This is a genomic window from Nocardia sp. NPDC006982, from assembly GCF_042869435.1.
GTDB lineage: Bacteria > Actinomycetota > Actinomycetes > Mycobacteriales > Mycobacteriaceae > Nocardia.
The window spans coordinates 470,941-494,741 of sequence record NZ_JBIAFV010000006.1; the positions used below are offsets into that span (position 1 = coordinate 470,941).

Genomic DNA, 23,801 nt, shown 5'->3' on the forward strand with positions numbered 1-23,801 from the left:
GACTGTGCGGCAATCGGACCGCTTATCAGGTCAAAGCGATATCCAATCGTTGGTAGAGCGGGACGAACACATTGGTCCGGTAGCGGCGCTTTGTGATGGTCCACGGACGGCCGGGCGCGGTCATCGCCTCCAGCACCGCGGCCAGTTGCACATGGGTCAGACTCGCGCCGAGGCAGATATGGCGACCGCCGCCGAACCAGAGCTGCCGCAGTTCGTGCACCTTGCCCAGCCGCAGGTCGTAGCCGCCTGCCGCATTGTTGATCGACCAGGTCATGATCTTCACCCGGTCGCCCGCGCGTAATCGTCTGCCCGCCAACTCGATATCCGAGACGACACCGCGCCCGACGATAGGCATCGAGCTGGTGACCCGCAGCGCCTCGCGCACCGCGTCCGGAATCAGGCTCCGGTCCTTGACCAGTTCGTGCTGAGCTCCGCTATCGTGCAGCAAAGCGACCATTCGACCCAACGTGCTCGCCAGCGTCGCGGTTCCGGCGACGACCAGGAAGGCCGCCATGCGGCGGGTGATTTCGGGTCCGAGGCCGAGTTCGCGGCTGCGTCCGATGGTTGTGCTCGGGTCGGCGGTTTCGTAGACGGCGGGCACGGAAGCAGCGATACGGTCGGCTACAGCGCGTCCCTTGCGGGCATTGCGGTCCGAGACCACCGTGGTGTCGTAGTTGCCCTTGCCGAGATTGGCCATTGCCTCGACCAAGCCGAAGAGTTCCTCGTATGCGGCGGGTGAATCGTCCACCGGCAAGCCGACCAGTTCCGCCATGGTGCGTCCGGTGAATTCGCGCGAGAACTGCGCCATATCAACGGTTTTCCCGGCAGACAGATCCGCGGTGAGTTGGCGCAGCATCGGCCCCACCGACCGCTCGGTGATCACCCTGGACCGTTCGGGGGTGAACAGATCGCGAACCTGTGCCCGGAATTCGACATGCGGCTGGCCCTCGAACAGTTCGAAGACCCAATCGCCGAGCATCTGTCCCCACCAGTGCCCGGATGCGCCGACGCCGATAATGCTGAAGTGTTCGGTGTCGCTGTGGATCCGGCGTGCCAGTTCCGGGTCGGCCACCAGCCAGCCGAGTTTGGGCACCCGCCGTATCGGCTTGATCAGCGTTCCGGCGGCGAGTACCAGGGGCAGTGCGGGCTGGGCGAAGCCGTGCAGGGCATATTCGTGGGCGGCGGCGGTTTTCACGAGGCGACTCGCTCACTCGTGCCCACCGAGCGGAATTGGTCCAGCACGAGGTGGGTGGACATGACGGCCAGGCAACCCCATTCCGCGGCGGTGGCGGCCCAGGTGCCCCTCTGTTCGACCGCCGTGCGCCACATCCGTTCGGTGGCGACCGGATCGAAGATCCCGTAGCGCCGCACCGAATCCCGGGACAGATGGTCGTGCGCCAGATCCGTACCGGAACCGGTGAGATACCACGGGCCGACCGGCGTCATGAACGGCTTCTTACGCCTGCGCACGATCTGTTTCGGCAGCACGTCCGCGGTGGCCCGCTTGAGCGCGTACTTCTCGGTTCCCCAGTGCACCAGCATCTCCGGTGACAGTTCGGCGCAGACATCGATGACATCGCGGTCGAGGTAGGGCACGCGCACCTCGATGCTATTGGCCATGCCGAGTCGGTCCGAGATCGGCAGCACCCAGTGCGGCAGCCGGGTGTAGAACTCGAAATGCAGCTGGCGGCGGAGCCTGTCGTGCGGCGGTGGCGGTGCCAGCGGCGATGGTGCCGGAAGACCCTCGGGCGCAATGGGTCCCGTGGTGTCGCCGAGGGCGCTCCACAGGTAGATCCAGGGCGGCACCTCGCCGTAGCGTGCGGTGTATTCGGCACGTCGTCCTGCGACAGAGACGATGTGGCTGTCCAAACCCGATGGCGCACCGACCCATTTGGTGGCATTGCGCCAGATTGCGGTCTGGGCCCATTTCAGCTGTTCGAACCGGGAGCTCAGCTTCATCAGGCGGTAGAAGTCGTAGCCCGCCAACAGTTCGTCGGAACCGTCGCCGCTCATGGCGACCTTGAGGCCCTTGTTCCGCGCGAACTCGGTCAGATCGAGGAACGGCGTCGCCACCGCGCCGTACCAGAACGGTGATTCGAAGTGCCACAGGCTCTTCGGCAGTAGCTCGCACGCACGAGAACCGGTCATCTCGACCTCGTCGTTGGCCAGGCCGAGGGACCGGGCGACCAGCCGCGACATCGGCGTCTCGTCGAGGACTTCGCCGGTGAGCCGGATGCTCGCGGTGGTGAGCGGGGCATCGCAGCGCCGGGCGGCCACCGCGGCAATGGCGGAGCTGTCGAGGCCGCCGCTCAGCGCGATTCCGGCCGCCACCTCGTCGGGCAGGCGTTTGCGCACCGCCGCGGTGAAGGCATCGTTGAAGCATTCGATAGCGGTCCGGCCGGTGAGCAGCGGTGCATCGGGATCGCGGCGCAGGAACGGCGTGAAGTAGCGCTGTTCGGAGATACCGCGACGATCGATCGTGACGACGGTCGCGGGTGGCAGGTCGTCGATGCCCTGCCAGAAGGTGCGCGGTGCGATGGTGTGGCCGTAGAACAGGCAGTCGCTGAGGCCCTGCGGGTCCATGGTCGCGTCGACCAGTCCGGAGGCGAAGATGCCCTTGATCTCCGACGCGAAAACGATCCGGCTGCCGCGGTGGTGATAGAAGAGCGGTTTGACGCCGACCCGATCGCGGGTGAGCAGCAGCCGTTCTCGGCGCGAATCCCACAGGGCGATGGCGAAATCGCCGTCCAGGCGTTCGACGAAGCCCGGACCGTACTCCTCGTAAAGGTGCGGGATCACCTCGGCATCGGAGTGGCTGCGGAACCGATGACCGCGCGCGGCGAGCGCATCGCGCAGTTCCCGATGGTTGTAGATCTCGCCGTTGAAGACGACGTGGACGGTGTCGTTCTCGTTGCGGACGGGCTGCGCGCCGTGCTCGACATCGACGATGGCGAGGCGTTGGAAGCCGAAGGCGACATTGCGGCTGTGCCAGGTGCTGAAACCGTCGGGGCCGCGATGGCGTTGGATCTCGTTCATCGCCGCGATGGGGGTCGGATCGACCGGTCCGGCGAAATCGACTATTCCATTGATGCCGCACATGTCACTGTCTTCCGGTATCCCAGTCCTGCGGTCGGATGCGACGCCGGTCGAGTCGGACGCTGAATGTTCCGCCCGGCCAGGTCAGGGTGTTGGTGCCGTCCTCATCCACGAAATAGCTGGTGCATCCGCCGGTCGACCACACCCGCGTGCCGAGCAGTTTCCGTGCGCGCATGACCCATTCGCGCTCGGCCCGCTCGGACGGGCTGTAGCGGTGAATCCCCTTGGCCCGCATGTGCTCGATCGTCCTGGCGATCAGCTTCGTGGTGGGTTCGATGGCGATGAACTGCGAGGTGTGCGGCAGTGCGGTATTCGGTCCGGTGACCGCGAACAGATTCGGCAGCCCAGCAAAGGCGATGCCGCGATACGCGCGAAAACCATAGCGCTGGAACTTCTTTCGCGTCGAGGTCGTCGCGGTGCGGAACTCCGGGAAGTGCGCGATGGAATCCTGGACATGGAAGCCGGTGGCCCACACGATCGCGTCGACCTCGTGTAACTCCCCGTCGGCGGTGCGGAGGCCGGTCGCGGTGATCTCGGTGATCTTCTCGGTGCGCAGCCGCACATTGGGGCGGGTGAACGAGCTGTAGTACTCGTCGGAGACCATCGGTCGCTTGCAGCCGAATGCGTAGTCGGGCGTGAGTTTGCGCCGCAGCTCGGGATCGGGCACCTGCTCGGCCAGCACCTTGCGGACGACCCATTCGTAGACCGAAACCAGCCGCGGATGAAACACCGCGAAGTGCATGGCCTCCAGGAACAGGAAGACGAATCCCCTTGCTGCCAGCCTGATCGGCGGAACATGGCGCAGTATCTTGCGCACCGTCGGCGGAATCGGCCGATCCAGTCGCGGAATCACCCAGGCCGGAGTGCGCTGGAACGAGATGAGCTCACCAGCCGACTTCGCCAGCGCGGGCACGATCTGCACCGCGCTCGCCCCGGCTCCGACCACCGCGACCCGCTTGCCCGCCGGTTCGAACGACGGATCCCACTTGCTCGAATGCATCTGCCGTCCAGCGAAATCGGCGCGACCTGGGATATCCGGAATAGCCTCAGCATGTAGGGAGAAGTAACCCATGACGACGGCGCGGGCCCGGACCAGTCTGCCGTCGCTCAGCCGCAGCACCCACTGTTCGGCCTCGTCGTCGAAATCGGCCTCGGCCACGTCACTGTTCAGCCGCACATGCCGCCGCAGATCGAAGGTGTCGACGACCCGCTCGGTGTAGGCACGCAATTCGGGCTGGGTCGCGTACACGCGGGTCCAATCCGCGTTCGGCGCAAAGGAATACGAGTACAGCACCGATGGCACGTCAACCGCGCAACCGGGATAGACGTTGTCGCGCCAAGTGCCGCCGATTGCGTCGGCACGTTCCAGGATGACGAAGTTGTCATTGCCGAGGCGTCGCAGATTCACCGCGACGCCGAGCCCGCTGAAGCCCGAGCCGATAATCGCCACATCGTAATTCGACACCGACGTCATCCAGCGGCCAGCTGTGTGCGGTCCGGCAGGAGCAGTTCGGTGAGCTCATCGAGCGCGGCATCCATGGCCCCGGTGAGATACGACATCGGCGGCAGCTTGTCCTGGACACCGAGGACGCCGAAATGCAGCCCGCCCGAGTAGCCGATGCAGGTGAAGTTCAGCGAATTGCCGTGCATGAGCAGCGAGATCGGATAGATCGTCTCGAGCCGAGCACCGTTCCAATACAGGGGGTTTCGCGGTCCCGGCACATTGGAGATGCCCATCGGATGGGAGGATGCGGTGTTGGTGAAGCCGAAGCTGAGCCCGAGGATCCACGGCAGGGTGACCGCGAGTCCGTAGCCGATGACCTCGTTCGGGGCCATCTCACCCATATGCTGCTTCGCGGCGCGGATGTAGTACTTGACGGCACTCAACCGGTCGCGCGGATCGGCGATATCGGTGGCCAGCGCGGTGAACATCATGCCGGCGCGAGTGCCGGCGCGAGCGTCGTCCTCCTCGCGCAGATCGGTGGGCACGCCCGCGGTCAACGACTCTTCGGGCAACGTGGCGTGATCGGTCAGGTAGCTGCGCAGCGCCGTGCTGACGAGGTACAGCACGATGTCGTTGATCGTGCAGTCACCCGCCTTCGCCAATCGCTTGAACAGCGCGAGGTCGTAGCGACGCCTGGACAGATCGCGCGCGCCGGTGATGGTCCCGTTGAGAATGGTCTTCGGCTGCTGATATGCCTTCTGCGCCATCGTCTTATCGCCGCGTGCACGCCGGAAGGCATCGCGGGCGGCGGATCCGACACCGCGCGACAAGGCCAGCACGCCGGTCAATGCCGCGAGCAGGGCGCGGAACGGATTCGCCGTACCAGCTTCCGCCGACTCGGCCGCCGGTCGCACGGTGAACAGGTCCGGCACATCGCGGGCGGCGGCATCCTCGGTGAACGTATCGGTGAACAACCGCATGGCCGATGCGCCGTCGAGCAGGCTGTGGTGCACCTTGAGCAGCAGCGCGAAACGATCCTGCGCCAGCCCCTCGATGACGTGCAATTCCCATGGCGGACGGCTCATATCGAGCTGCTTCTGATGGATCGACGACACCAGCTCGGTCAACTGGTCCTGGCTGCCCGGCTCCGGCAGCGTCCACTCCCGGATGTGCTCGCTCAGGTCGATATCGTCGACCTCACGCACCATGGCCGCGACACCCGGCGGCGGGAACTTCAGCGGGCGGAAGTTCCACGGTTGCGGCAGGCTCGCCGGTGCGTCCAGCCCGGCCCGCCACTGTCGCAGGAACTGGGCCGCCCCGCCCTCGGGTGCGGTGAATTCCAGCAGGAAGGCGATATGCATTGGCATATCGGGTGATTCGAGCGACAGCCAGACACCGTCGGTCGCGGTCAATCGATGCAACGACATCTACATCCTTAGAGTGTGCTCGGCGAATAGGGGTCAGGCGGGCCGTCGGATCAGTTCGAGATCGAGATCGATGGGGATGACGGCGAAGTGGAAACGATCCTTCGGCGCCTGCGCCCCCGCGGGCAGACGCACCTCGAAGTTCCGGCAGACCATGCCTGTCACGTTCTTGATCTCCAACATCGCCAACCCGCGCCCCGGACAGAACCGCGGGCCGGCCCCGAACGGCGTGGAGACCTCTGGCCGATGCGTGCCATGCTCGGACCGCAGCCAGCGGTCCGGGTCGAAGCGCAGTGCGTCCTCGAAGTTCTCCTCCTGCAGGCTCGCATGCTGCACATTGACGATCACCCAGGTGCCCGCCGGGATGTGCACACCGTCGATCGTCGTGTCGACGGCGGCCTCCAGTCCGACGATCGGGGTCGTCGGCCGCAGCCGCATCGATTCGGCGACAACGGCTTCCAGATACGGCTGCCGGTCCAGCGCCGAGGGGATCTCGGCGACCTCCTCGCGAATCCGTTCCTGCACAGCCGGATTGCCCGCGAGGTGGTAGAGCAGCCAGGCCATGGCATTGCTGGTGGTGTCCTGGCCGGCGATCAGGATGGTCAGCGCCTCGGCGAACAGTTGGTCATCGGTGAAGGAGGTGCTGCCGTCCTGCGCCAGCAGGAAGGCCTCGATGAAATTGGTCGGCGCCGCAGGCAGATTCGCGCGGGCCCGACTGATGACACCGGTGAGATCGGTGCGCAGCGCGGCCAGCGCGCGCTCCAGCGCTCGGTCGTCCGGGAGTTTGACATAACGCCAGTACGGAAGCGGGCTGTTGATCCGTCGGTTGATGAGCGGGAAGATCAGCTCCAGGTGCCGCTGGATGATGTCGCCGGACTGTTCGATGGTGTTGATGTCGTAGTCGAAGGTCAGCTTGGCGGTGACGTCCACCGTGTAGCGGGTCAGGTCGGCACGAATGTCCTTGGGCGACTGCCGTTCCCAGCGCTGTCGCAATCGTCCGGTGATCGTCTCCAGGGTGGGATGGAAGCTGCGCAGATGCGAGGCATTGAAGGCGGGCATGGCCAGCTTGCGACGCAGCCGCCACGCCTCACCCTCCAGCGAGAACAGTCCGTTGGAACCCATCTCGTCCATGACAGATTCGATCGCCGACTGCCGCCGGAACCCGCCGGGCCGGTCCCGGAAGATCTCGCGGTTCAGATCGGGATCACTGACTACCACGATGTGCCGCCCCGGCATTTTCAGCTGGTAGAGCGGGCCGTACTCATCGCACCACTCGTCGAACTGACGGTGCAGCAACGAGGGCCGCATCTGCGGGAGATTCCCCAGCAACGGCCACCGGCTCGGCCCCGGGAGATCATCCACGGTCATGGCGGGTGAGATCGAGACGGACAAAGCTGGCGCCTAACGTCTAAAGGAACTGGTGGGTCTCGGCAGGGGAGGAAAAAGGCGCGAGAATCTTGTCTCGAAGCACAAAGAAAGGTCCGCCGAGTTTGTTCATGAATGCGACCCAGGGTCGAAGAATAACGACAGCCTCCCCGCAGTCGAAACATTTCGGCCAGACCATTTGGACAGCCTGCTGCCATTAATGCCGAGGCGGGCGATGACTCAGCGCGAACAATGGCGACGGTAGCCAGCGCGAGCGGGCGGTGTCAACCCTGACGATTCGTCATCGTTGGCTTTCCACAGGTAGAGGCGAAATAGTGAGGAACGCAACAGTGTCCCACCTGAAGGCATGAATCTGAAACAAAGTCGGTCGTTGACGTTCTGACGAAATGCACTATCCCCCAACGTGGCCCGAGGTTGTCGCATGCGGCCGAGCCCGGAGCGACCAGAAAATGCGAGCGGGAAAACAGAAAGTTATTCGGGATTGGCGAATCGCGGCTAGACTCTGCCCATGCCGGTCGGATGTCCAGGGTCGATCCCGCCTGTGCGAGTTACTCCTGGGAGTTCAGACCAGAATTCGTCCGGTCATGGGTTCAACAAGGAGCACAATGCAAGTTTTCGGCAGCTGGAACCACCTATTCGGAAAGGTGAGACCGGCGGTCGCCGCGGCCGCGATGACAGTCGCGGCGAGCGCCGCTATCACCGGGCAAGCGAGCGCGGATCCGACCGCCGAAACCCACTATGTGGCCCTCGGTGATTCCTTCGCCGCGGGCGCGGGCGTATTTCCGCAAACCGAGCTCGCCACTTGTTCACGCTCCGCGGTCAACTACCCGTCGCTGGTCGCGAAGGAACTCGGCGTCGCGACCTTCCAGGACGTCACCTGCGGCGGGGCCACATTGAACGACCTCGCGAGCCCGCAGCGTGGCGTCGTCTCCGGAACCGCCGCACCGCAATTCGATGCGCTGACCCCGGACACCACCCTGGTGACAATGACCATGGGCGGCAACGATATCGGCCTGGCGAGCCAGGCCCTGCGGTGCGGAAATCTCCTGCCGGAGCCCTACGGCACATCATGCGCGGATACCTTCACCGCGAACGGCGTCGACACTTTCGCGGAACGAATCAAGGCGCTGGCACCCGTCTACGGCACCGCGATCGATGAAATCCGCTCGCGCGCACCCGAAGCCACGATCGTGATCGTCGGATACCCCACCGCCTCGCGCGAAGGCGCCTGCCCGGCGCAACAGCCCGCCTGGCCGCGCGACGCCGACTACCTCCAGGACGTGCTGGTCAACCTCAATACGCTGCTGCGCAACGTCTCGGCCGCACACGGCGCGATCTTCGTCGACACCGCTGCCTCCAGCGTCGGACACGATATGTGCGCCGCACCCGACCAGCAGTGGATCAACGGACTCATCCCCTCGCTGTCGACTCCATCCATTGTCCCGCTGCACCCCAACACCTTCGGCGAGCAGAACATCGCACAGCAGGTTGTCGCCGCACTGCGGTGAGATCGCGGCGCTGGGCGCGGTACAGCGTCCAGCGTCACTGTGACACCGTGTCAGGCATCGGCATACGGTCGAGCCAATCGGTCAGCCGAGCAGGCACGATGCCCAGTTCCTCCCACCTCGGACCCGCGTCAACGGTCTGCGGGCGGGAATCCAATAACGCCCCCAAGCGCATTCGACGAGCCTGCACCTCATTGAACGGCCGCACCGCCGCCGCGGACATCCGCAGCATGCGGGCCGACAGTGCGGTCTCCTTGCCGATCGTGATGCCGAGCCGCTGCGCGATCTGCGTATTCAACTCGCGCAACGTCCAGTTTTCCGGCCCGCCGAGCTCCACGGTTCGACGAATGCCCTCGCGCAATGCGAATTGCGCTGCGGCCGCGGCGATATCCGCACCGGCGACGAATGGGACGGGATTGTTCCCGGATCCGAAGACGAGTGCGCGCGATGAGTTCACCAGCGAGTCGGCCAGCATCGGCACCCAGGTCTCCATCAGATGCGACGGCCGCAGCACCGTATACGGCATCCGGCCGCGGTCCAGCAGCGCCTCCACCTGCGCCTTGCCGCGGAAGAGATCGACCGGACTGTCCACATCGGCACTCGTCGCGGACAGATATACGAAATTCGTGACTCCCGCCTCGGTGGCGGCATCGATCAGGCGGGGCAGCGCCGCACCTTCCAGTCCACGAGGTCCGTTGCGGCCCTTGCCTTCTCCGCCGTGAACGGTGCACACCACGCGCGTCACACCACCCAGGGCGGATACAACCGAGCCGTCATGGAGATCACCCACCGCGACCTCCACACCCGGCGGCGCATGGGCCGGATTGCGCGTGAGCACACGCACCGGCGCACCCGCTGCCACCAATCTCTCGACCACTTGCCGTCCTACGACGCCGGTTCCGCCGACCACCAAGAACATGACACGCCTACTTCTATCATTGCTCTGATATCTACCAACGCTAGACCTAGCGTTGGTAGATAGTAGACGCGCCGAAACTGCCGCTGTCAATGGCGATTCGCTAGTCTGCGAACAATGGACGCAGCAAAAGAGTGCACCGCATGAGGCGGGCCCAGGGCCGGGCCGGTCACGAGGATCGTCGTCGAGCGATCCTGGAGGCGGCACTCGAGGTTTTCGCGGAACGCGGTTACCAGGGGGCGACTATCGCGATCGTCGCGGAGCGGGTCGGGCTCAGCCAGCAGGGCGTGCTGCACTACTTCCCCAATAAGCAGACACTGCTGGCGAATGTGCTCGCACTGCGCGATCAGAACGATCTCGATGTCCTGCTCGCCACCGCACAGGGCCGTGCGACGACCCTGGAACTCCTTGCCGAACTGGTGGAACGCAATGCCGAGCGGCCCGGAATCGTACAGTCGTTCACGGTGCTCGCGGCCGAGAGTGTCACCCAGGATCATCCCGCACGCGACTACTTCATCGATCGGTACGCGCAGACCAGGGAGATGCTGACCGCATTCCTGGAGCGCGCACTGGGTGGCGATCCGCCGCATGGCGTCTCGCATCGGGATGCCGCCGTATTGCTGATCGCGGTTCTGGACGGTTTGCAGCAGCAGTGGTTGCTGTCGCCGGACGAGGTGGATATGCCCGCACTACTGCGCAAGTTCCTGCAATTGATCCGCCCGGATGGCGATCCAAATTTATAACGTATTGATAACATTACCTACCAGTTACTAGGTAATTCGGACATACTTCGAGGTAGATGCCCGGCGCGTCATACGAACAAGGGAGTCGACCGACATGGCGAATCACCGAGCCGACCGCGAGGCAGTTATCGAAAAGGCATTGGCTGCACTGGATCTGGATGCGCGTTGCCGCCTGCTCGCCGGACAGGACATGTGGTCCCTGCCCGCGATGCCGGAGATCGGGCTGGCATCCCTCGTGATGTCCGACGGTCCGATCGGTGTGCGCGGCGTGCACTGGAGTCCGGAGGATCCCTCGATCGCCCTGCCGAGCCCGACCGCGCTGGCCGCCACCTGGGATCCGACTCTGGCCCGGCGGGCCGGGCAACTGCTCGCGCAGGAGGCGCGACGCAAGGGCGTGCACATGCTGCTTGCTCCGACGCTCAATCTGCATCGAAGCCCATTGGGCGGCAGGCATTTCGAATGCTATTCGGAGGATCCGCTGCTGACTGGGGCGATCGGCGCGGCCTATGCGACCGGCGTGCAGGAGGGTGGTGTGGCCGCGACCCCGAAGCATTTCGTGGCCAATGATTCCGAGACCGACCGATTCACTGTTGATGTGCGCGTGTCCCAGCGTGCACTGCACGAACTGTATCTGGCTCCGTTCGAAGCCGTAGTCGAGCAGGCCCAGCCGTGGGCTTTGATGGCGGCATATAACAGTGTCAACGGCACTACGATGACCGAGCACAATGCGCTGCAGAACGAAATTCTGCGTGCACATTGGGGTTTCGATGGGGCTATCGTCTCGGACTGGACGGCGGCGCGCAATACCGTCGGCGCGGCCGTCGGCGGGCTCGATATTGCGATGCCGGGACCGCAGAGCGTTTTCGGCCACGCACTCGCGGAAGCGGTTCGGGCAGGCCAGGTTCCGGCCGAGACGGTCGAGCAGATGGCACGGCATGTGCTCCGGCTCGCCGCCCGGGTCGGCGCGTTGGCCGGAGCGCCACCAGAAGTCGCCACAGTGCCCGCGACGATCAACGGCGACGCGTTGGCTCGCGAGATCGCCCGACGCTCGATTGTGCTGCTGCACAACGAGAGTGGTGTCCTTCCGCTCGGCAAGATGCGGCGCATTGCGCTGATCGGCCACACTGCCGACCAGCCGAGGGCGCTCGGTGGCGGTAGCGCCCAAGTGTTCCCACCGCATACCGTCTCACCGCTCGAGGGTCTACGGACCGTGCTCGATGCGGATACCGAACTGGTCTATGCCGTCGGCGCGGATCCCAGGGTCAAGATTCCCGCCGCTAAGGAAGGTTTCGATCTGCGGGTGCAGCTGCACGACGCGGGTGACCGCCTGCTCGGCGAGCATCCGCTGCCGGAGGCCACGATCGAATGGATCGGCGAATTCCCGGACGGGATCGCGGTCGGGGAACTGCATCGGGTCGTTGTCACCGGCACCTTCACGCCGCGGGCGACGGGAACGCATACCTTGGCCATCGCGGGCATCGGGCCGTTCCGGCTGACGGTCGGCGATGTGACCTGTCTCGACGACACGATCGTCCCCGAGGGCGACCCGATGGCGGCCTTCCTCCAGCCGCCGGAAACACTTTTCGAGATCGAACTCACTGCGGGACAGCAGGTTTCGATCAGTCTTACGCACACCGTGACGACGCTGCCCGAGATGCCCATTGCCTTCGAGAAGTTCTCCCTCGGACATCAGGAACCGAATGTCGACCCCGAGGCGCTCATCGAAGAAGCGGTCGCCGCGGCGGCTGCGGCCGAGGTGGCCGTGGTGGTCGTCGCCACCACGCCCGAAGTGGAGAGCGAAAGCTTCGACCGCACAACGCTTTCGCTGCCCGGCCGACAGGATGAGCTCGTCGCGCGGGTCGCCGCTGCCAATCCGCGCACCGTGGTCGTGGTGAATACCGGTTCCCCCGTGCACATGCCGTGGGCCTCGGATGTCGCGGCGATTCTGCTCACCTGGTTTCCAGGACAGGAAGGCGGTGCCGCGCTCGCTGACGTGCTCACGGGGCGGGCCGAGCCGAGCGGACGGCTGCCCACCACTTGGCCCGCACATCAGGACGATGCGCCGGTGCTGAATGTCACGCCGACCGATGGTGTCCTCGCCTACGAAGAGGACACCTTCATCGGATACCGTGCGTGGCAACGACTTTCGACCGCACCGGCGTACTGGTTCGGGCACGGAATCGGTTACACCACCTGGGAATACGAGAGTGCTGCCTTTGCCCCCGATCCGGCATCTGGTCTCGGCACGCTTACCGTGACGGTTCGCAATACCGGCGAGCGTCCCGGCCGTGAAACGATCCAGACGTATATCGCTAATTCATCCCGACCGGAACCCCGGCTGGCCGCCTTCGCCGTCGTCGAAGCCGAGCCGGGCGAGGCGGCCGAGGTGGCGATTCCGATCCCCCGCCGAGCCGCCGAATCCTGGGATGAGGCAACCGAAACCTGGGTACTACCGGCCACCGCATACGACCTGCTGACCGGACGATCGGTTGCCGATATCCGTCTGACCACCGCCATTCAAGGACCACAGGCATGAAGTTGCGCCGAATCACCTTGTTCCTCAGCGGATTTGCGCTATGCGCCGCAGTGATGCCCGTGGCCGCCGCCGAGCCGGGACCGTATCCGACCGCCACCTGGGAGCAGGTGCAGGACGAGGAGACCCGCTGGGCACAGGAGGGCAAGGTCGAAGCCCCGACGCCGCCAGGGGTCAACCGGTACGACTGCGTGCCCACCGTCCCCGGCGCGGTTCCCGTTGTCCTACTGCATGGTTTCGCGGGCGACGAGTACCGAGCCTGGGGTTATCTCGGACCGGCCCTCGCCAACGCGGGTCTGTGCGTCTATTCCTTCTCCTATGGCGGCACCAATGCCATGCAGGGCGGCGGCAATGGTCCACTTGCCGATTCGGCGGTCGAGATCAAGCAGAAACTGACCGCGCTGACCACCCGCCTCGGCGTCCCGAAGGTCGACCTGATCGGCCATTCCGAGGGCGGCATCATGGCGCAGTACATCGTGAAAACCGATCCGGATATCGCCAGCGGCGTCCGTTCGGTGACCACCATTTCCTCGCCGACACACGGCACGCTCGGTGATCTCGGCGCGACTCTGCTCGGAAATCTCCGCGACGAGCTGCCGGTACCGCCCGCGGTGAAGGATCTACTGGCCGGATCGGCCTTCCTTCAGGAACTGAACTCCGGCCCCATCACCGTCCCCGGCGTCGCCTACACCACCATCAGCAGCCGCTTCGACCCGATCTCGTCCTTCGGCCAGAACGAGGCCATCCTCGCAGAACCCGGTGTCGACAACTACGTCCTCCAAAACGTCTGCCCCGCAAGCAAAGCCGGCCACAACGGCACGGCCTTCTCACCCACCACCGCCGCACTCGTGCTCAATACGCTCGATCGTTCGACAGCGCGCCCGATTCCGTGGCAGGACGACTCAACGGGTTAGCACTGCAACTGGCGCGCCCAGAGATATCGCAGCACTCGTTGCCCGTTATCCGCGGTAACCTTTCGAATTCACGTTCAGTCGAGGCCGAACCGGCAGGTTTCACTGATCAGCGCGTCGAACTCACCGTCAGGCAGGGCCACCGCACCGGTGCGCCGCGCTTGCAAACAAAGCCCGGCGGACATCCACTGCTCCCAGTCCAACCCCGCCTCACCGGGCAGGTAGCCGTCGATGCCTTCGCTACCAGGCTCGGCACTACGCCCGAGTTCGAAATCGCGCACGATCACCCCATCGGCAGACTCCACAAAGAAGGAGTCCAGGTTCACTGTCCAACCGACCGTGATCGCGCGTCCGAATTGCGCCGAAAGCTGTTCGGGCAGTGGGGATCGCGCGGCCGCACTGGCGATTTCCTCCAGTACCCAGGTCCACCCTCCGGCCCGCCCGGCGTGACGCATCTGCGGACCGTCATCGTCGTCCAGGGACTCCAGCCACTCGTCGAAGTCTTGATCCTCGTGCCTGCGGGCACCGCGCGGCTCGACAGCGTTGAAAATATCCAGCACACCCGCGCTGTCCTCGGTCGCCACCACCGTCAAGCAAAAGCCCAGGTCGAACCGATCATCGGATTCGATCCACGCGAACTGTTGTTGTTCGAGCCCACTGGGCTCCATACCGCACTCCTGGTCGTCGAAAACGACAGACAGTATCACGAGACCCGTTCACTACACCGGCTCAATCGGGAGTGGACACGAAGCGACATGGTGTGCTTGTCCGCTACGGTCGGAGACGGCCGCTAGTAGCAAGGCAGTTATATTTCGTTGTGCTGCAACGAGTCCAGTCCTGGCCGCGGATTGCGCGGTGCCCGCGAGTACAACTGGGCCTGGGCCACCCTCCCCACCTTCGGCAACATCCCTGGTGCACGCAAGGCGGCTAAACTTGCGGTCTCGCCAGCTGGGGGTTGGCGAGACAGCAATGTTGTTCGTAGCGCTCATCTTTGGAAGGACGCATGCCCACCACCGAATCCGAGTTGGACGATCTCTATGCGGCCATTGAGAAATCCGCGCGGTTGTGGAACGTCCCCTGCACGCGAGACACGGTCTGGCCCAACCTAACCGCGTACGGCACGATGCTCACGCAGTCCGTGATCTCTTTCAGAGTGGTCACCGACGCCCGCCGCTCGGGAGACCTCGACTACCGTTTTCTGACGCTGCCGAAAGACACCGACCCTTACAACATCGCCCTTTCCAACGGACTGATTTCCGAGACCGATCATCCGGTTGGCGCTCTGCTGGACCAGGTCCGGAAACAGTGCCCCATCGACAGCTACGGGATCGACATCGGTGTAGTCGGTGGCTTCAAGAAAATCTGGCCGTTCTTTCCTGCCGATGGCGTGCAAAAGGTATCCGAGCTTGCCGCACTCCCGTCCATGCCGCCCGGTCTCGGCGACCATGTCCGCATGTTCGCACGTCACGGCCTGGAGGACAGAGTCGGCTTGCTCGGCATCGACTACCACGACAAGACGATGAACGTGTATTTCCCCGGTCTGCCTGCCGACTGCTTCGAACCCGGCGCCATCGTGTCGCTGCACCGAGATGCCGGATTTCCGGACCCGAGCGATCAATTCCTCTCGCTCACCGAGAAAGCATTCGATATATACGCCACCTTCAGCTGGGAATCTCCTCGGATCGAACGCCTCTGTTTCCCCGTGATTACACCCGACCCGAGAACGCTCCCAGTTCAGATCGAACCGCGCTTCGAGCAACTCGTCGACAAAGTTCCGATCAGCACAAACGACCGTCGATTCACCTATGCCGCGACCTCGTCGCCCGACGGCGAGTCCTACAAATTCAGTTGGTTCTACCAATGGCAACCCAGAATATTGGACAAGATGAAGACATCCGATTCATAGAACTGCCTGGAGTGTCAGTGCACGAGCGCGGTCAGGATCGCCTGTGCACCAACGACATCGGGACTGCTCAGATCAGCGGCGAGCATCTTCGGGGTCGGGAAGAGATGGGAGAGGCCGAACTGCTGCAGGCCGCCGACGGGTTTGCCATAGTTCGTGACGAGATCGTCGAGAGCATCGCTGTCCGACACGACACCGCGGATGTCGTTTTCGAATGGGTCCCACGGCTCCCCCGCGAGCAGCCGCTGCACCCTGGACACCAGATGGATCAGGCCCTCGATATGCGGCACGTGCACCACGAGTAGCGCGGCATCTGTTGCGGCTGAGGATATTTCGATGACGCCCGGATCGCCGTCCAGGTCGATCGTGCGCCGGTAGCGGGTCGGCGTGGCACTCTCGACACCGGCGATCGCGGTGTGCGCCAGCTGTGCCAATCGCCACTCGATATTCGTTCCCTCAGCGACCGGCACCCGCAGCGCGAGACCGCCATCCGCGACAAGCCGATCCGCACGCCGCCGACGCTTGCGCAACTCGACAGGCGTTGCGCGGAATATCGCGACCATCACCCGATTGAATTGACGCAGGCTCCCGAATCCGGCGGCGAAGGCGATATCGGTGACCGACAGATCGGTATCGTCCAGCAGTCGTCGCGCGAAATGTGCACGCCGCGAACGGGCCAGCTGATCCGGCGTCGCACCGACCTGCTCGTGGAACATTCGCCGCAGGTGACGTTCCGACACTGCCAGCCGCGCGGCGAGTTCCGCCTCATTGTCCTCGTCCAGTGCACCCACAGCAATGAGATCGATAGCGCGACAGACCAATTCGGATGCCCTCGTGGGCTTTCGATCACTCCGATAGGGCCGACAGCGGTGGCACGCCCGAAATCCCGCCGCCTCAGCACCCGCAGCCGAGGTGAAGGGGACGACATTCTCCGCCCGGGGGCGTCCGGGACACGGCGGCAAGCAGTAGATGCCGGTCGTGACGACGCCTTCGAACGATCCCATCCCCCGAGTCTGCGCGCCGAGCCGCGCACCGACCAGCCATATCCGGACACGGCCTGTCCGGATATGGCGTGATCGGCGGACGCGGCCCACCCAGGATTGGCCGAATGGACGCACAGACGAGCAAAGATGTGATCATCCGAGCCTGGCGCGAATTCGCGACCCAGGACCCCGACCGCATTGCCGCGGTATTCACCCCGGATGCCGAATGGCTCGCACCGCCGCAGAACGCCACCGCCCGCGCCCTCGACGGCACCAGTCATCTCGTTGGCCGTGACCGCATTGTGCGGTTCCTCACCAGGGAGTTTCCGACCGTTTTCGTTTCCGATCGAAGCGTGGAGTTCACCGCGATCATCGCCGAGGGCACGACGGTCGTCGTCGAGGAGCGGATGCGCGCGACATTGATGAACGGCAACCACTACGACAACGACTACTGCTTCATCTTCGAACTGCGCGACGGTCGGATCCACCGCGTGCGCGAGTACATGGACACCCGTCGCGCGGCGGAAATGTTCGGCGCCGATTGACGGCGAGGACTTCGGTCCGATCATCGGCAGCTTGGACGATTGAGCCTCCGGCCCGGATCCAGCCGGAGGCGCAGCTCACTTCACGCCGATGGGCTTACCGAAGAATGCGGCGAAGGTCTCACCGAAAGTCGCCTTCAACAGCTCGATTCCGTTCGGGTCCAAGGCCAACCAACCGACCTCGGCGGTGCTGCAACCCTGTTGCGCCGGAACACCATTGAGCCGGTCACGCAGCCACAGGAGGGCGGGCGCAGTTCCCGACACCTCGGTGACAACATGCTCCGCAAAGTGCTCGCGGGTGTATTGCACACTTGCGGAGGGGCTTTGGCAATAGGTATCGACCAGCGTGTTGACCTGACCCACCGGAATGATTTCATCCGGATTGCCCTGCCAGATGTACATCGGCATATCGGGTACCGACTTACCCATACGGGTCTTGTCGAGCACATCGACGACCGCCGGGTGCTGGATCGGATCGCCGGGAACCCGGAGCATGCCCTTCAGATTCAAGAACGGCAGCAACGCGGATACATACTGCACACACAGCCCGCCCTGGACGGTCGACACCGCCCGGCCGAGCAGATCGATATTCCCGTCGATGAATCGGGCGAAATCCGGATACTCGCGGGTGAGCCCGTTGATGGCGCCCAGGACCAGACCGGAGGTGAGCTGGTTGTTCGCGACATTCAGCGTCACCCCGAGATCGGCGGGCACACCGCCCTCGGCCGCACCGACGATATTGAGCTCGGGCGCATAGCCCTGCTTCAATTCGGCCGCGTGACCGGTAGCAATGGCCCCACCCGAGTAGCCGTACATCCCGATCCGGGTATCCGGTGCGAGCCGCATCGGCTCGAGATTGCGCGCCGCACGGATGCCGTCGAGGGTGATCCGCCCGGCCAGCGGTCCGGCCGCATAGGCGTTGTTGGGTCCCTGATGATCGGGAATGACAACCGCCCAGCCCTGCTGCACCGCGCCCTGCGCGATCACCCATTCCGCGGGAGCGACGATCTGCCCGACGAACGGACTAGCCGAAAACTGTTGCAGCGCATAGGAAGGCGCACAGTACCCGGCCAACGAATCCTCGGCGATCTGCATCGATACGAGCTTGTCCGGTGCCGAGCCGCGTGGCTTCACGACCGTCGCGACCGCTGGAATCGCCTCGTCCCGACTGTTGTTCGAGCGGTAGGAGACCTGCCACGCATCGACGTTCACCGGAATCAACCCGAAGTTGGCGACATTGACCTGCCGCGCCGAGATGATCTCGCCCGGCGCCTTGCTCGCTACGAGTTCCGCGGCCGGATGGTAGAAACCCGGATCCAATTCGGGCGGCAGCGGAACCGGTGCCGCAGGTTGCACCGCTGCCGGTTCCTCCGGTGGCTCGGCGACCGTGACCGCGGTCGTCGCGAGCAGTGCGATGGCCGTGACTCCGGCCGAGAACATGATTCGCCGGGCGCGACCCGCCAGCGGATTGATCAACTTCCAGCCCCTTCGCCCTACTGTGAGACCACTCCGTCTCACATGCTGGCGACTATGACACAGACGTGACGTGCATCGCAACAACGGCCGCAGTCTTGGGCAGAAATAGACCCGATTCGCCGACTCGATGTGCCGAGCGGCGGAATATGCCGTAACTTTCGGTTCACCGAACCGGCCGGTTGGTGCCGGATAGCTTGCTGGGGAAGCTCCGAGGAAACATGCACGTGCTCAATGAACCGGTCTCGACGGTTCTGTATTACGCCTTCTTGCTCTTCTATGGCGCACAGGATGCGCTGGGCAGAACCTTCATCCTGGGCTGACCCGAGCCGTCACGGCACACCGAGCAGTCCGCGTGGCTGCTCGGATACCGTGGTGCCTGTGACCGAGCACAGCGAGGGAACCAAAGACACAGCACCCTTGGTCGCGGCGGAGCCGAGCGCTAGCGAGGCGGAGCTGTGACCATCGTGGACAGGCAGTACGGCGGTCGCGCGGTGAGCGAGCGGAAGGCCGAGCGACGGCAGCGGTTCCTGGACGCCGCCATCCGAACCTTCGCCGAGCGCGGCTATGCCGACTGCTCGCTGGCCGATGTGTGCACCGCGGCCGGACTGTCCAAGCGGCAGTTCTACGAGGAGTTCCAGACCAGGGAAGACGTGCTCATCGCGTCCTACGACTACATCCAGGACCAGTCCGCCGCGGTCGTCGGGCAGGCCGTCGCGGCGTTGGGTCCGGATACCGATATCGCGACCGGGCTCACCGCGGTGCTGACGGCGTTCATCGGTTCGATCAGTTCCGATCCGTATCGAGCCAAGGTCGCCTTCGTCGAGGTGGTCGGGGTCAGCGAACGCATGGAGAAGCACCGCCGTGAGCGCCGCCGCGCCTGGGCGGGGGAAATCGAGGCGCTGCTCATCTCGATCGCGGGCCCGGATATCCGCGTCCGTGGCGGAATCACCTGGGCGGCAAGCGCACTCATCGGCGCGATCAACGGCGTCGCGCACGAATGGATTCTGGCCGACCCGCGCCCGCCGATCACGCAACTGGTCGAGGTGCTCGCTCCCATCGCCACCTCGCTGATCATCACCGAGGAATAGCGCGCCGGGCCGCGTCCACGTAAGTTCGGCGTATGCAACTCGGTCAGCCAAGTCGCACCGCGCTCGCCACGGCCTACGCTCGCGCCTACCACCAGATCGCGGGTGAGCCGCGCATCTTCACCGATCCGCTGGCCGTTCGGATCGCCGGCATCACGCCAGATCAATTGGCCGACCTGGAGACCACGACATATCAGGATGACTCCGACATGCGTCGCCGACGCCGTCTGTTCCTGGCCGCCCGCGCCCGCTTCGCCGAGGACACCGTTACCGACGCCGTGGCGGCGGGCACCCGGCAGGTGGTGATTCTCGGTGCCGGACTGGACACCTTCGCCTATCGCAACCCGCATCCGGATGTGCGGGTGTTCGAGGTCGATCATCCCGATACCCAGGAGTGGAAGCGGCAGCGGCTCGATGCGGCGGGCATCGAACTTCCGGCGTCGCTGACCTTCGCGCCTGTCGACTTCGAAAACCAAACGCTCGCAGCAGGATTGGCTGCCGCTGGGTTCGATCGGAGTCGGCCGGCCGTGTTCGTGTGGCTCGGTGTCATCATGTATCTGACTCGGGATACGATCCTGGACACGCTACGGTTCGTCGCGGGTCAGGCGACACCGGTGCGGTTGGTGTTCGATTACCTCTATCCCGCTTCGGCTTCCTTGGGTGAGGAGATGGATCAGCGCACCGCGCGAGCCGACTTGGTGGCGTCCATCGGCGAGCCATGGCTCAGCTTCTTTACCGCCGATGAGATCGCAAATATCTTGCGGGAGGCGGGATTCGACCGAATCGACGATCGCGATGCACCGCATCTCGTCGCCGGTTACCTCGGTATCAAGCCGCGACAGGGTTCCACCGCTCCGCCACATGTGCTGTGTGCCATGCGAACCGGGTAAGTCAGCAGCCGAGTTGGTCTGCGAGATCGAGGAAGTCGGTGGCGTTGACGTCGAAATCGTCATCGAAGGACACATCCACGTCACCATCAGCGCCGAACTCGAGCGGCCGTGCGACGAAGGCCGTACGGAAGCCCAGTGCGCCCGCGGCCTGGATGTCGTATTTGTGGCTGGCGACCATCATGATCTCGGATGGCTCGAGCCCCAGATACCGTGCGGCCATCCGATACACCGTGGGGTCGGGCTTGAACGCACCCGCCATCTCGGCGGTGAACACCGCATCCCACGGCAGCGCGGCTCGCTTCGAGATGTTCACCACCGCGGCGACATCCGCATTCGACAATGTCGCGATCGTGAATTTGCTTGCGAGCCTGGTTAATCCGGCGACGACATCGGGCCACGGTTCGAGGCGCTGCCAGGCGAGGGTGAGGTCGGCGCGTTCGTCGGGCAATAGGTCGATGCCGTAGTCACCCAATAGGCCGTCCAGCGCGTTGGCGTAGACCGAATGCACACTGACCCAGTTGTCTCGGTCGGGCTCGGCCTTCCGCAGCGCGGCGAAGTATTCGGCGCGCCAGTGGTCTACGAAACCGGGCCAATCAATGTGCCGGTATCGGGTACCGCCGATGCGTCGCGCCTCCGCGCAGACGGTCGAATGAAAATCCGTCGCCGTACCCTGCACATCGAAAAGTAATGCTCGCAACACAATTCGCACCTTTCCCTACACGCGCTGAACCAGCAGATAGCTGCGCCGGCTCGGATGTTCGCTATCCGGGTGCGGTTCACGGTCCAAGCGCGCCGCAGGAACCAGACCGGCCGTCGCCAAGGCATCGGATTCAGCGTCCGGGTCCAGGTAACGAAAGGTGAGGTCAACCTGATGGCCCCACCAATCGGTGAGCGTCTTGGCCCCACCATCCGGAAAGTCCGCATCGCTGGTGTGAAATGCGATGAGCGCGTACCCACCCGGCCGCAACACCCGCGCGAATTCCGCATAGGCCGCCGCCCGCTGCTGCTCGTCCAAATGGATCACCGCATACAGACAAACCACCCCCGCCAACGATTCCGCCCGCACCGGCAGCGCAGTCATATCGGCCGCCCCAACCGCCACCGCAGCAGTCCGCCGCGCCACCCCACACATCGCAGGCGAAAGATCCATCCCGATAGCCCGCACTCCCCGCCCCGCAAGATAAGCAGCGACATGCCCAGGCCCACAACCGATATCCGCAACCACACCACCGTCGGTGAGTTCGGCGAACACCTCCAACATCCCCCGATCCAACGGCTTCCCCCGCAACTCATCCCCGAGCTCATCGGCATAACGCTCGGCCACGAGGTCATAACTGCGCCGCGTGCCGATCATCCAGCCAGCGTAGTTCCGCCCCGCAACACGCGCCTGCCGTAGGACTGACCGGCCCTGGTAAACGGCCGGCCAGTGTCCGCACCACAGCGACGCCTAGCCAGGCCGGCTCGAGCGGCGCATTGTCGAACTCGCCGCCGAGCACACCGGGCGTCGGTGGGGCAGATCTCCACCGGCCGGGACCCGCGCCCGAGGCGGTGGCCTACGGCCTGGCCGACGAGGTGATCGGCGGTCCGGCCGGGGCTCCGGAGTCCGGCACCCCTGCGTAGTCGGGCAACTCGACGCCGTTGATCGCGCGCTCGACCAGCTCGCCGAACCACGCTCCGGTGAAATCGGGGCCCGGCTCAGCGTCCGGCCCGGGGACGTCGCGGCTTCGGGCGTTCAATTGGGCGATCTCCTGGTTGGCCTCGACGAACGAGCGCATCCTGCCCTCGTAGGCAGCGAACCCGGCCTCCGGGTCCCACCCGGCGGCGGCCAGCTCACCGGCCAGCAGGTAGGCGCCGACCAGGGCCAGCCCGGTGCCCTGCCCGGACATCGGCGACGAGCTGAACGCCGCGTCCCCGAGCAGCCCCACCCGCCCGCGAGACCAGCGGTCCATCACCACCTGGGCGACCTGGTCGAGGTAGAAGTCCGGGGTGTCGTCCAGGTGCGCCAGGATGCCCGGGGTCAACCAGCCCAGGCCGGTCATCCGCTCGCGCAGCAGGCGCTTCTGGGCCTCGATGTCGCGGTAGTCGACGTCGAGGTCGGCTGCGGGGAAAGAGAACATGGCCATCGCCCGGGTGGCGTCCTGGATGGGCCGCAGCCCGGCCGAGCGCCCGGACTCCTGGTACTCGATCAGCCAGCGGTCCAGCCCGAACTCGTTGGGCACACTGTAGAAGGCCAGCACATGCCCGAGGTGGCGGACGAACTGCTCGTGCGGCCCGAAAACCATTGTGCGCAGCGCCGAATGCAGCCCGTCCGCTCCGATCACCAGGTCGAAGCGTCGCCGGTCGCCGCCGTCGAAGACCACGTCGACCCCGTCGGCGTCCTGGGTGAGTTCGGCGATCCGGTCGCCGAAAATGTATTCGACACCGGCGCGAGTGTCGTCGTAGAGCACCTGCGACAAGTCACCGCGCAGGATCTCGATCTCCGCGATGAATCCGTCGCCGCCGTCGTCGTCCACGCGGAAGGTCTCCAGCACGTTGCCGTCCGCGTCCACGGTGTGCGCGCCGATGGTCTGGGTGCAGGCCGCGCGCACCGCCGCGTCCAGCCCCATGCGCCGGATGACCTCCTTGGTCACCCCGCGCGCGTCCACCGCCTGCCCACCCGGACGCAGCTCGGGGGCCCGCTCCACCACGGTCACCTCGGCTCCCCGACGGCGCAGCCAGTGGGCAAGCGCGGGCCCCGCGATGCTCGCCCCCGCCACCAACACTCTGGTACCGCTCACTGTTGCCTCCCACTCACCCCGCCGGATCACTGTCCGGATCGCTTGCTTCTGCTCTGACCCACCGCTGTCGGTGTATCCAGAGGTAGGGACGACGGATCCACCCAGAATTCATCGGTGCGGCTGAGCGTAAATCGTTTCGCCAAGTCGCGCGGTGCCTCCAGGAGCGCCACACCATCGACGAATCCAG

The 23,801-nt window shown here is 64.8% G+C and carries 20 protein-coding genes and 1 pseudogene; 8 read left to right on the plus strand and 13 right to left on the minus strand.

Annotated elements, in window-relative coordinates; all coding sequences use genetic code 11:
* Nucleotides 1–25 precede the first annotated feature (25 nt).
* From ACFYOW_RS26305 to ACFYOW_RS26325, 5 genes are read right to left on the minus strand one after another with little or no spacing between them, the layout of a single operon-like run.
* Nucleotides 26–1,195, minus strand: a complete 1,170-nt coding sequence (locus tag ACFYOW_RS26305) for a cytochrome P450 (protein ID WP_387292162.1) — start codon at nt 1,193–1,195, stop codon at nt 26–28.
* Entirely contained in the window at nt 1,192–3,099 is a 1,908-nt protein-coding gene (gene asnB, locus ACFYOW_RS26310; protein WP_387292164.1) for an asparagine synthase (glutamine-hydrolyzing), read from the minus strand. Before asnB ends, ACFYOW_RS26305 begins: the two co-directional genes overlap by 4 nt.
* A gap of 1 nt (nt 3,100) precedes the next feature.
* The gene (locus ACFYOW_RS26315) at nt 3,101–4,561 is read right to left on the minus strand and encodes a flavin-containing monooxygenase (protein ID WP_387292166.1); all 1,461 of its coding nucleotides are present in this window, start codon (nt 4,559–4,561) and stop codon (nt 3,101–3,103) included.
* Between the two features lie 5 nt (nt 4,562–4,566).
* Nucleotides 4,567–5,967 (minus strand): wax ester/triacylglycerol synthase family O-acyltransferase, encoded by a 1,401-nt coding sequence (locus ACFYOW_RS26320; protein ID WP_387292168.1) that lies wholly within the window; start codon nt 5,965–5,967, stop codon nt 4,567–4,569.
* A gap of 33 nt (nt 5,968–6,000) precedes the next feature.
* Nucleotides 6,001–7,332, minus strand: a complete 1,332-nt coding sequence (locus ACFYOW_RS26325) for a cytochrome P450 (RefSeq protein ID WP_387292415.1) — start codon at nt 7,330–7,332, stop codon at nt 6,001–6,003.
* 623 nt (nt 7,333–7,955) lie between these two features.
* Here ACFYOW_RS26325 and ACFYOW_RS26330 point away from each other — a divergent pair.
* Nucleotides 7,956–8,858, plus strand: a complete 903-nt coding sequence (locus ACFYOW_RS26330) for an SGNH/GDSL hydrolase family protein (RefSeq protein WP_387292170.1) — start codon at nt 7,956–7,958, stop codon at nt 8,856–8,858.
* Nucleotides 8,859–8,892: 34 nt separating this feature from the next.
* Here ACFYOW_RS26330 and ACFYOW_RS26335 read toward each other — a convergent pair whose 3' ends face one another.
* Complete coding sequence (locus ACFYOW_RS26335; protein WP_387292172.1) at nt 8,893–9,774, minus strand: SDR family oxidoreductase; 882 nt, start codon at nt 9,772–9,774, stop codon at nt 8,893–8,895.
* A gap of 140 nt (nt 9,775–9,914) precedes the next feature.
* Here ACFYOW_RS26335 and ACFYOW_RS26340 point away from each other — a divergent pair, with 140 nt between their 5' ends.
* The 3 genes from ACFYOW_RS26340 to ACFYOW_RS26350 all read left to right on the plus strand — a co-directional run bounded on the left by ACFYOW_RS26340 (nt 9,915) and on the right by ACFYOW_RS26350 (nt 13,961).
* A complete protein-coding gene (locus ACFYOW_RS26340) occupies nt 9,915–10,514 on the plus strand; it encodes a TetR/AcrR family transcriptional regulator (RefSeq protein WP_387292174.1) in 600 nt (199 codons plus the stop codon).
* A 94-nt stretch (nt 10,515–10,608) separates the two neighbouring features.
* Nucleotides 10,609–13,050 (plus strand): glycoside hydrolase family 3 C-terminal domain-containing protein, encoded by a 2,442-nt coding sequence (locus ACFYOW_RS26345; protein WP_387292176.1) that lies wholly within the window; start codon nt 10,609–10,611, stop codon nt 13,048–13,050.
* Nucleotides 13,047–13,961: an esterase/lipase family protein gene (locus ACFYOW_RS26350; protein WP_387292178.1), complete on the plus strand. Its 915-nt coding sequence runs from the start codon at nt 13,047–13,049 to the stop codon at nt 13,959–13,961. Before ACFYOW_RS26345 ends, ACFYOW_RS26350 begins: the two co-directional genes overlap by 4 nt.
* Before the next feature lie 74 nt (nt 13,962–14,035).
* Here the strand turns inward: ACFYOW_RS26350 and ACFYOW_RS26355 are convergent, their stop codons facing one another.
* The gene (locus tag ACFYOW_RS26355; RefSeq protein ID WP_387292180.1) at nt 14,036–14,626 is read right to left on the minus strand and encodes a DUF6461 domain-containing protein; all 591 of its coding nucleotides are present in this window, start codon (nt 14,624–14,626) and stop codon (nt 14,036–14,038) included.
* A gap of 335 nt (nt 14,627–14,961) precedes the next feature.
* Between ACFYOW_RS26355 and ACFYOW_RS26360 the strand changes: the two genes are divergently transcribed.
* Nucleotides 14,962–15,864 carry an aromatic prenyltransferase gene (locus tag ACFYOW_RS26360; RefSeq protein WP_387292182.1) on the plus strand — a complete coding sequence of 301 codons (903 nt, stop codon included), beginning with the start codon at nt 14,962–14,964 and terminating at the stop codon, nt 15,862–15,864.
* 14 nt (nt 15,865–15,878) lie between these two features.
* Here the strand turns inward: ACFYOW_RS26360 and ACFYOW_RS26365 are convergent, their stop codons facing one another.
* Both ACFYOW_RS26365 and ACFYOW_RS26370 read right to left on the minus strand, forming a co-directional pair.
* Nucleotides 15,879–16,652, minus strand: coding sequence for a helix-turn-helix domain-containing protein (locus tag ACFYOW_RS26365; RefSeq protein WP_387292417.1), 774 nt, complete (start codon nt 16,650–16,652; stop codon nt 15,879–15,881).
* Nucleotides 16,653–16,730: 78 nt separating this feature from the next.
* Nucleotides 16,731–16,865, minus strand: a pseudogene (locus ACFYOW_RS26370) (Ada metal-binding domain-containing protein); the annotation flags it as partial.
* Between the two features lie 104 nt (nt 16,866–16,969).
* Here ACFYOW_RS26370 and ACFYOW_RS26375 point away from each other — a divergent pair.
* Nucleotides 16,970–17,389 (plus strand): nuclear transport factor 2 family protein, encoded by a 420-nt coding sequence (locus ACFYOW_RS26375; protein WP_387292184.1) that lies wholly within the window; start codon nt 16,970–16,972, stop codon nt 17,387–17,389.
* Nucleotides 17,390–17,464: 75 nt separating this feature from the next.
* Here ACFYOW_RS26375 and ACFYOW_RS26380 read toward each other — a convergent pair whose 3' ends face one another.
* A complete protein-coding gene (locus ACFYOW_RS26380; protein ID WP_387292186.1) occupies nt 17,465–18,862 on the minus strand; it encodes a lipase family protein in 1,398 nt (465 codons plus the stop codon).
* 455 nt (nt 18,863–19,317) lie between these two features.
* Here ACFYOW_RS26380 and ACFYOW_RS26385 point away from each other — a divergent pair, with 455 nt between their 5' ends.
* Together ACFYOW_RS26385 and ACFYOW_RS26390 are read left to right on the plus strand one after the other, a co-directional pair.
* Nucleotides 19,318–19,950: a TetR/AcrR family transcriptional regulator gene (locus ACFYOW_RS26385; protein WP_387292187.1), complete on the plus strand. Its 633-nt coding sequence runs from the start codon at nt 19,318–19,320 to the stop codon at nt 19,948–19,950.
* 32 nt (nt 19,951–19,982) lie between these two features.
* Nucleotides 19,983–20,837 carry a class I SAM-dependent methyltransferase gene (locus ACFYOW_RS26390; protein WP_387292189.1) on the plus strand — a complete coding sequence of 285 codons (855 nt, stop codon included), beginning with the start codon at nt 19,983–19,985 and terminating at the stop codon, nt 20,835–20,837.
* Nucleotide 20,838: 1 nt separating this feature from the next.
* Here the strand turns inward: ACFYOW_RS26390 and ACFYOW_RS26395 are convergent, their stop codons facing one another.
* The 3 genes from ACFYOW_RS26395 to ACFYOW_RS26405 form a co-directional block, all read right to left on the minus strand.
* Complete coding sequence (locus ACFYOW_RS26395) at nt 20,839–21,546, minus strand: haloacid dehalogenase type II (protein ID WP_387292191.1); 708 nt, start codon at nt 21,544–21,546, stop codon at nt 20,839–20,841.
* A 6-nt stretch (nt 21,547–21,552) separates the two neighbouring features.
* Nucleotides 21,553–22,191: a class I SAM-dependent methyltransferase gene (locus ACFYOW_RS26400; protein ID WP_387292193.1), complete on the minus strand. Its 639-nt coding sequence runs from the start codon at nt 22,189–22,191 to the stop codon at nt 21,553–21,555.
* A 199-nt stretch (nt 22,192–22,390) separates the two neighbouring features.
* A complete protein-coding gene (locus ACFYOW_RS26405; RefSeq protein ID WP_387292419.1) occupies nt 22,391–23,722 on the minus strand; it encodes an FAD-dependent monooxygenase in 1,332 nt (443 codons plus the stop codon).
* Nucleotides 23,723–23,801: the final 79 nt, after the last annotated feature.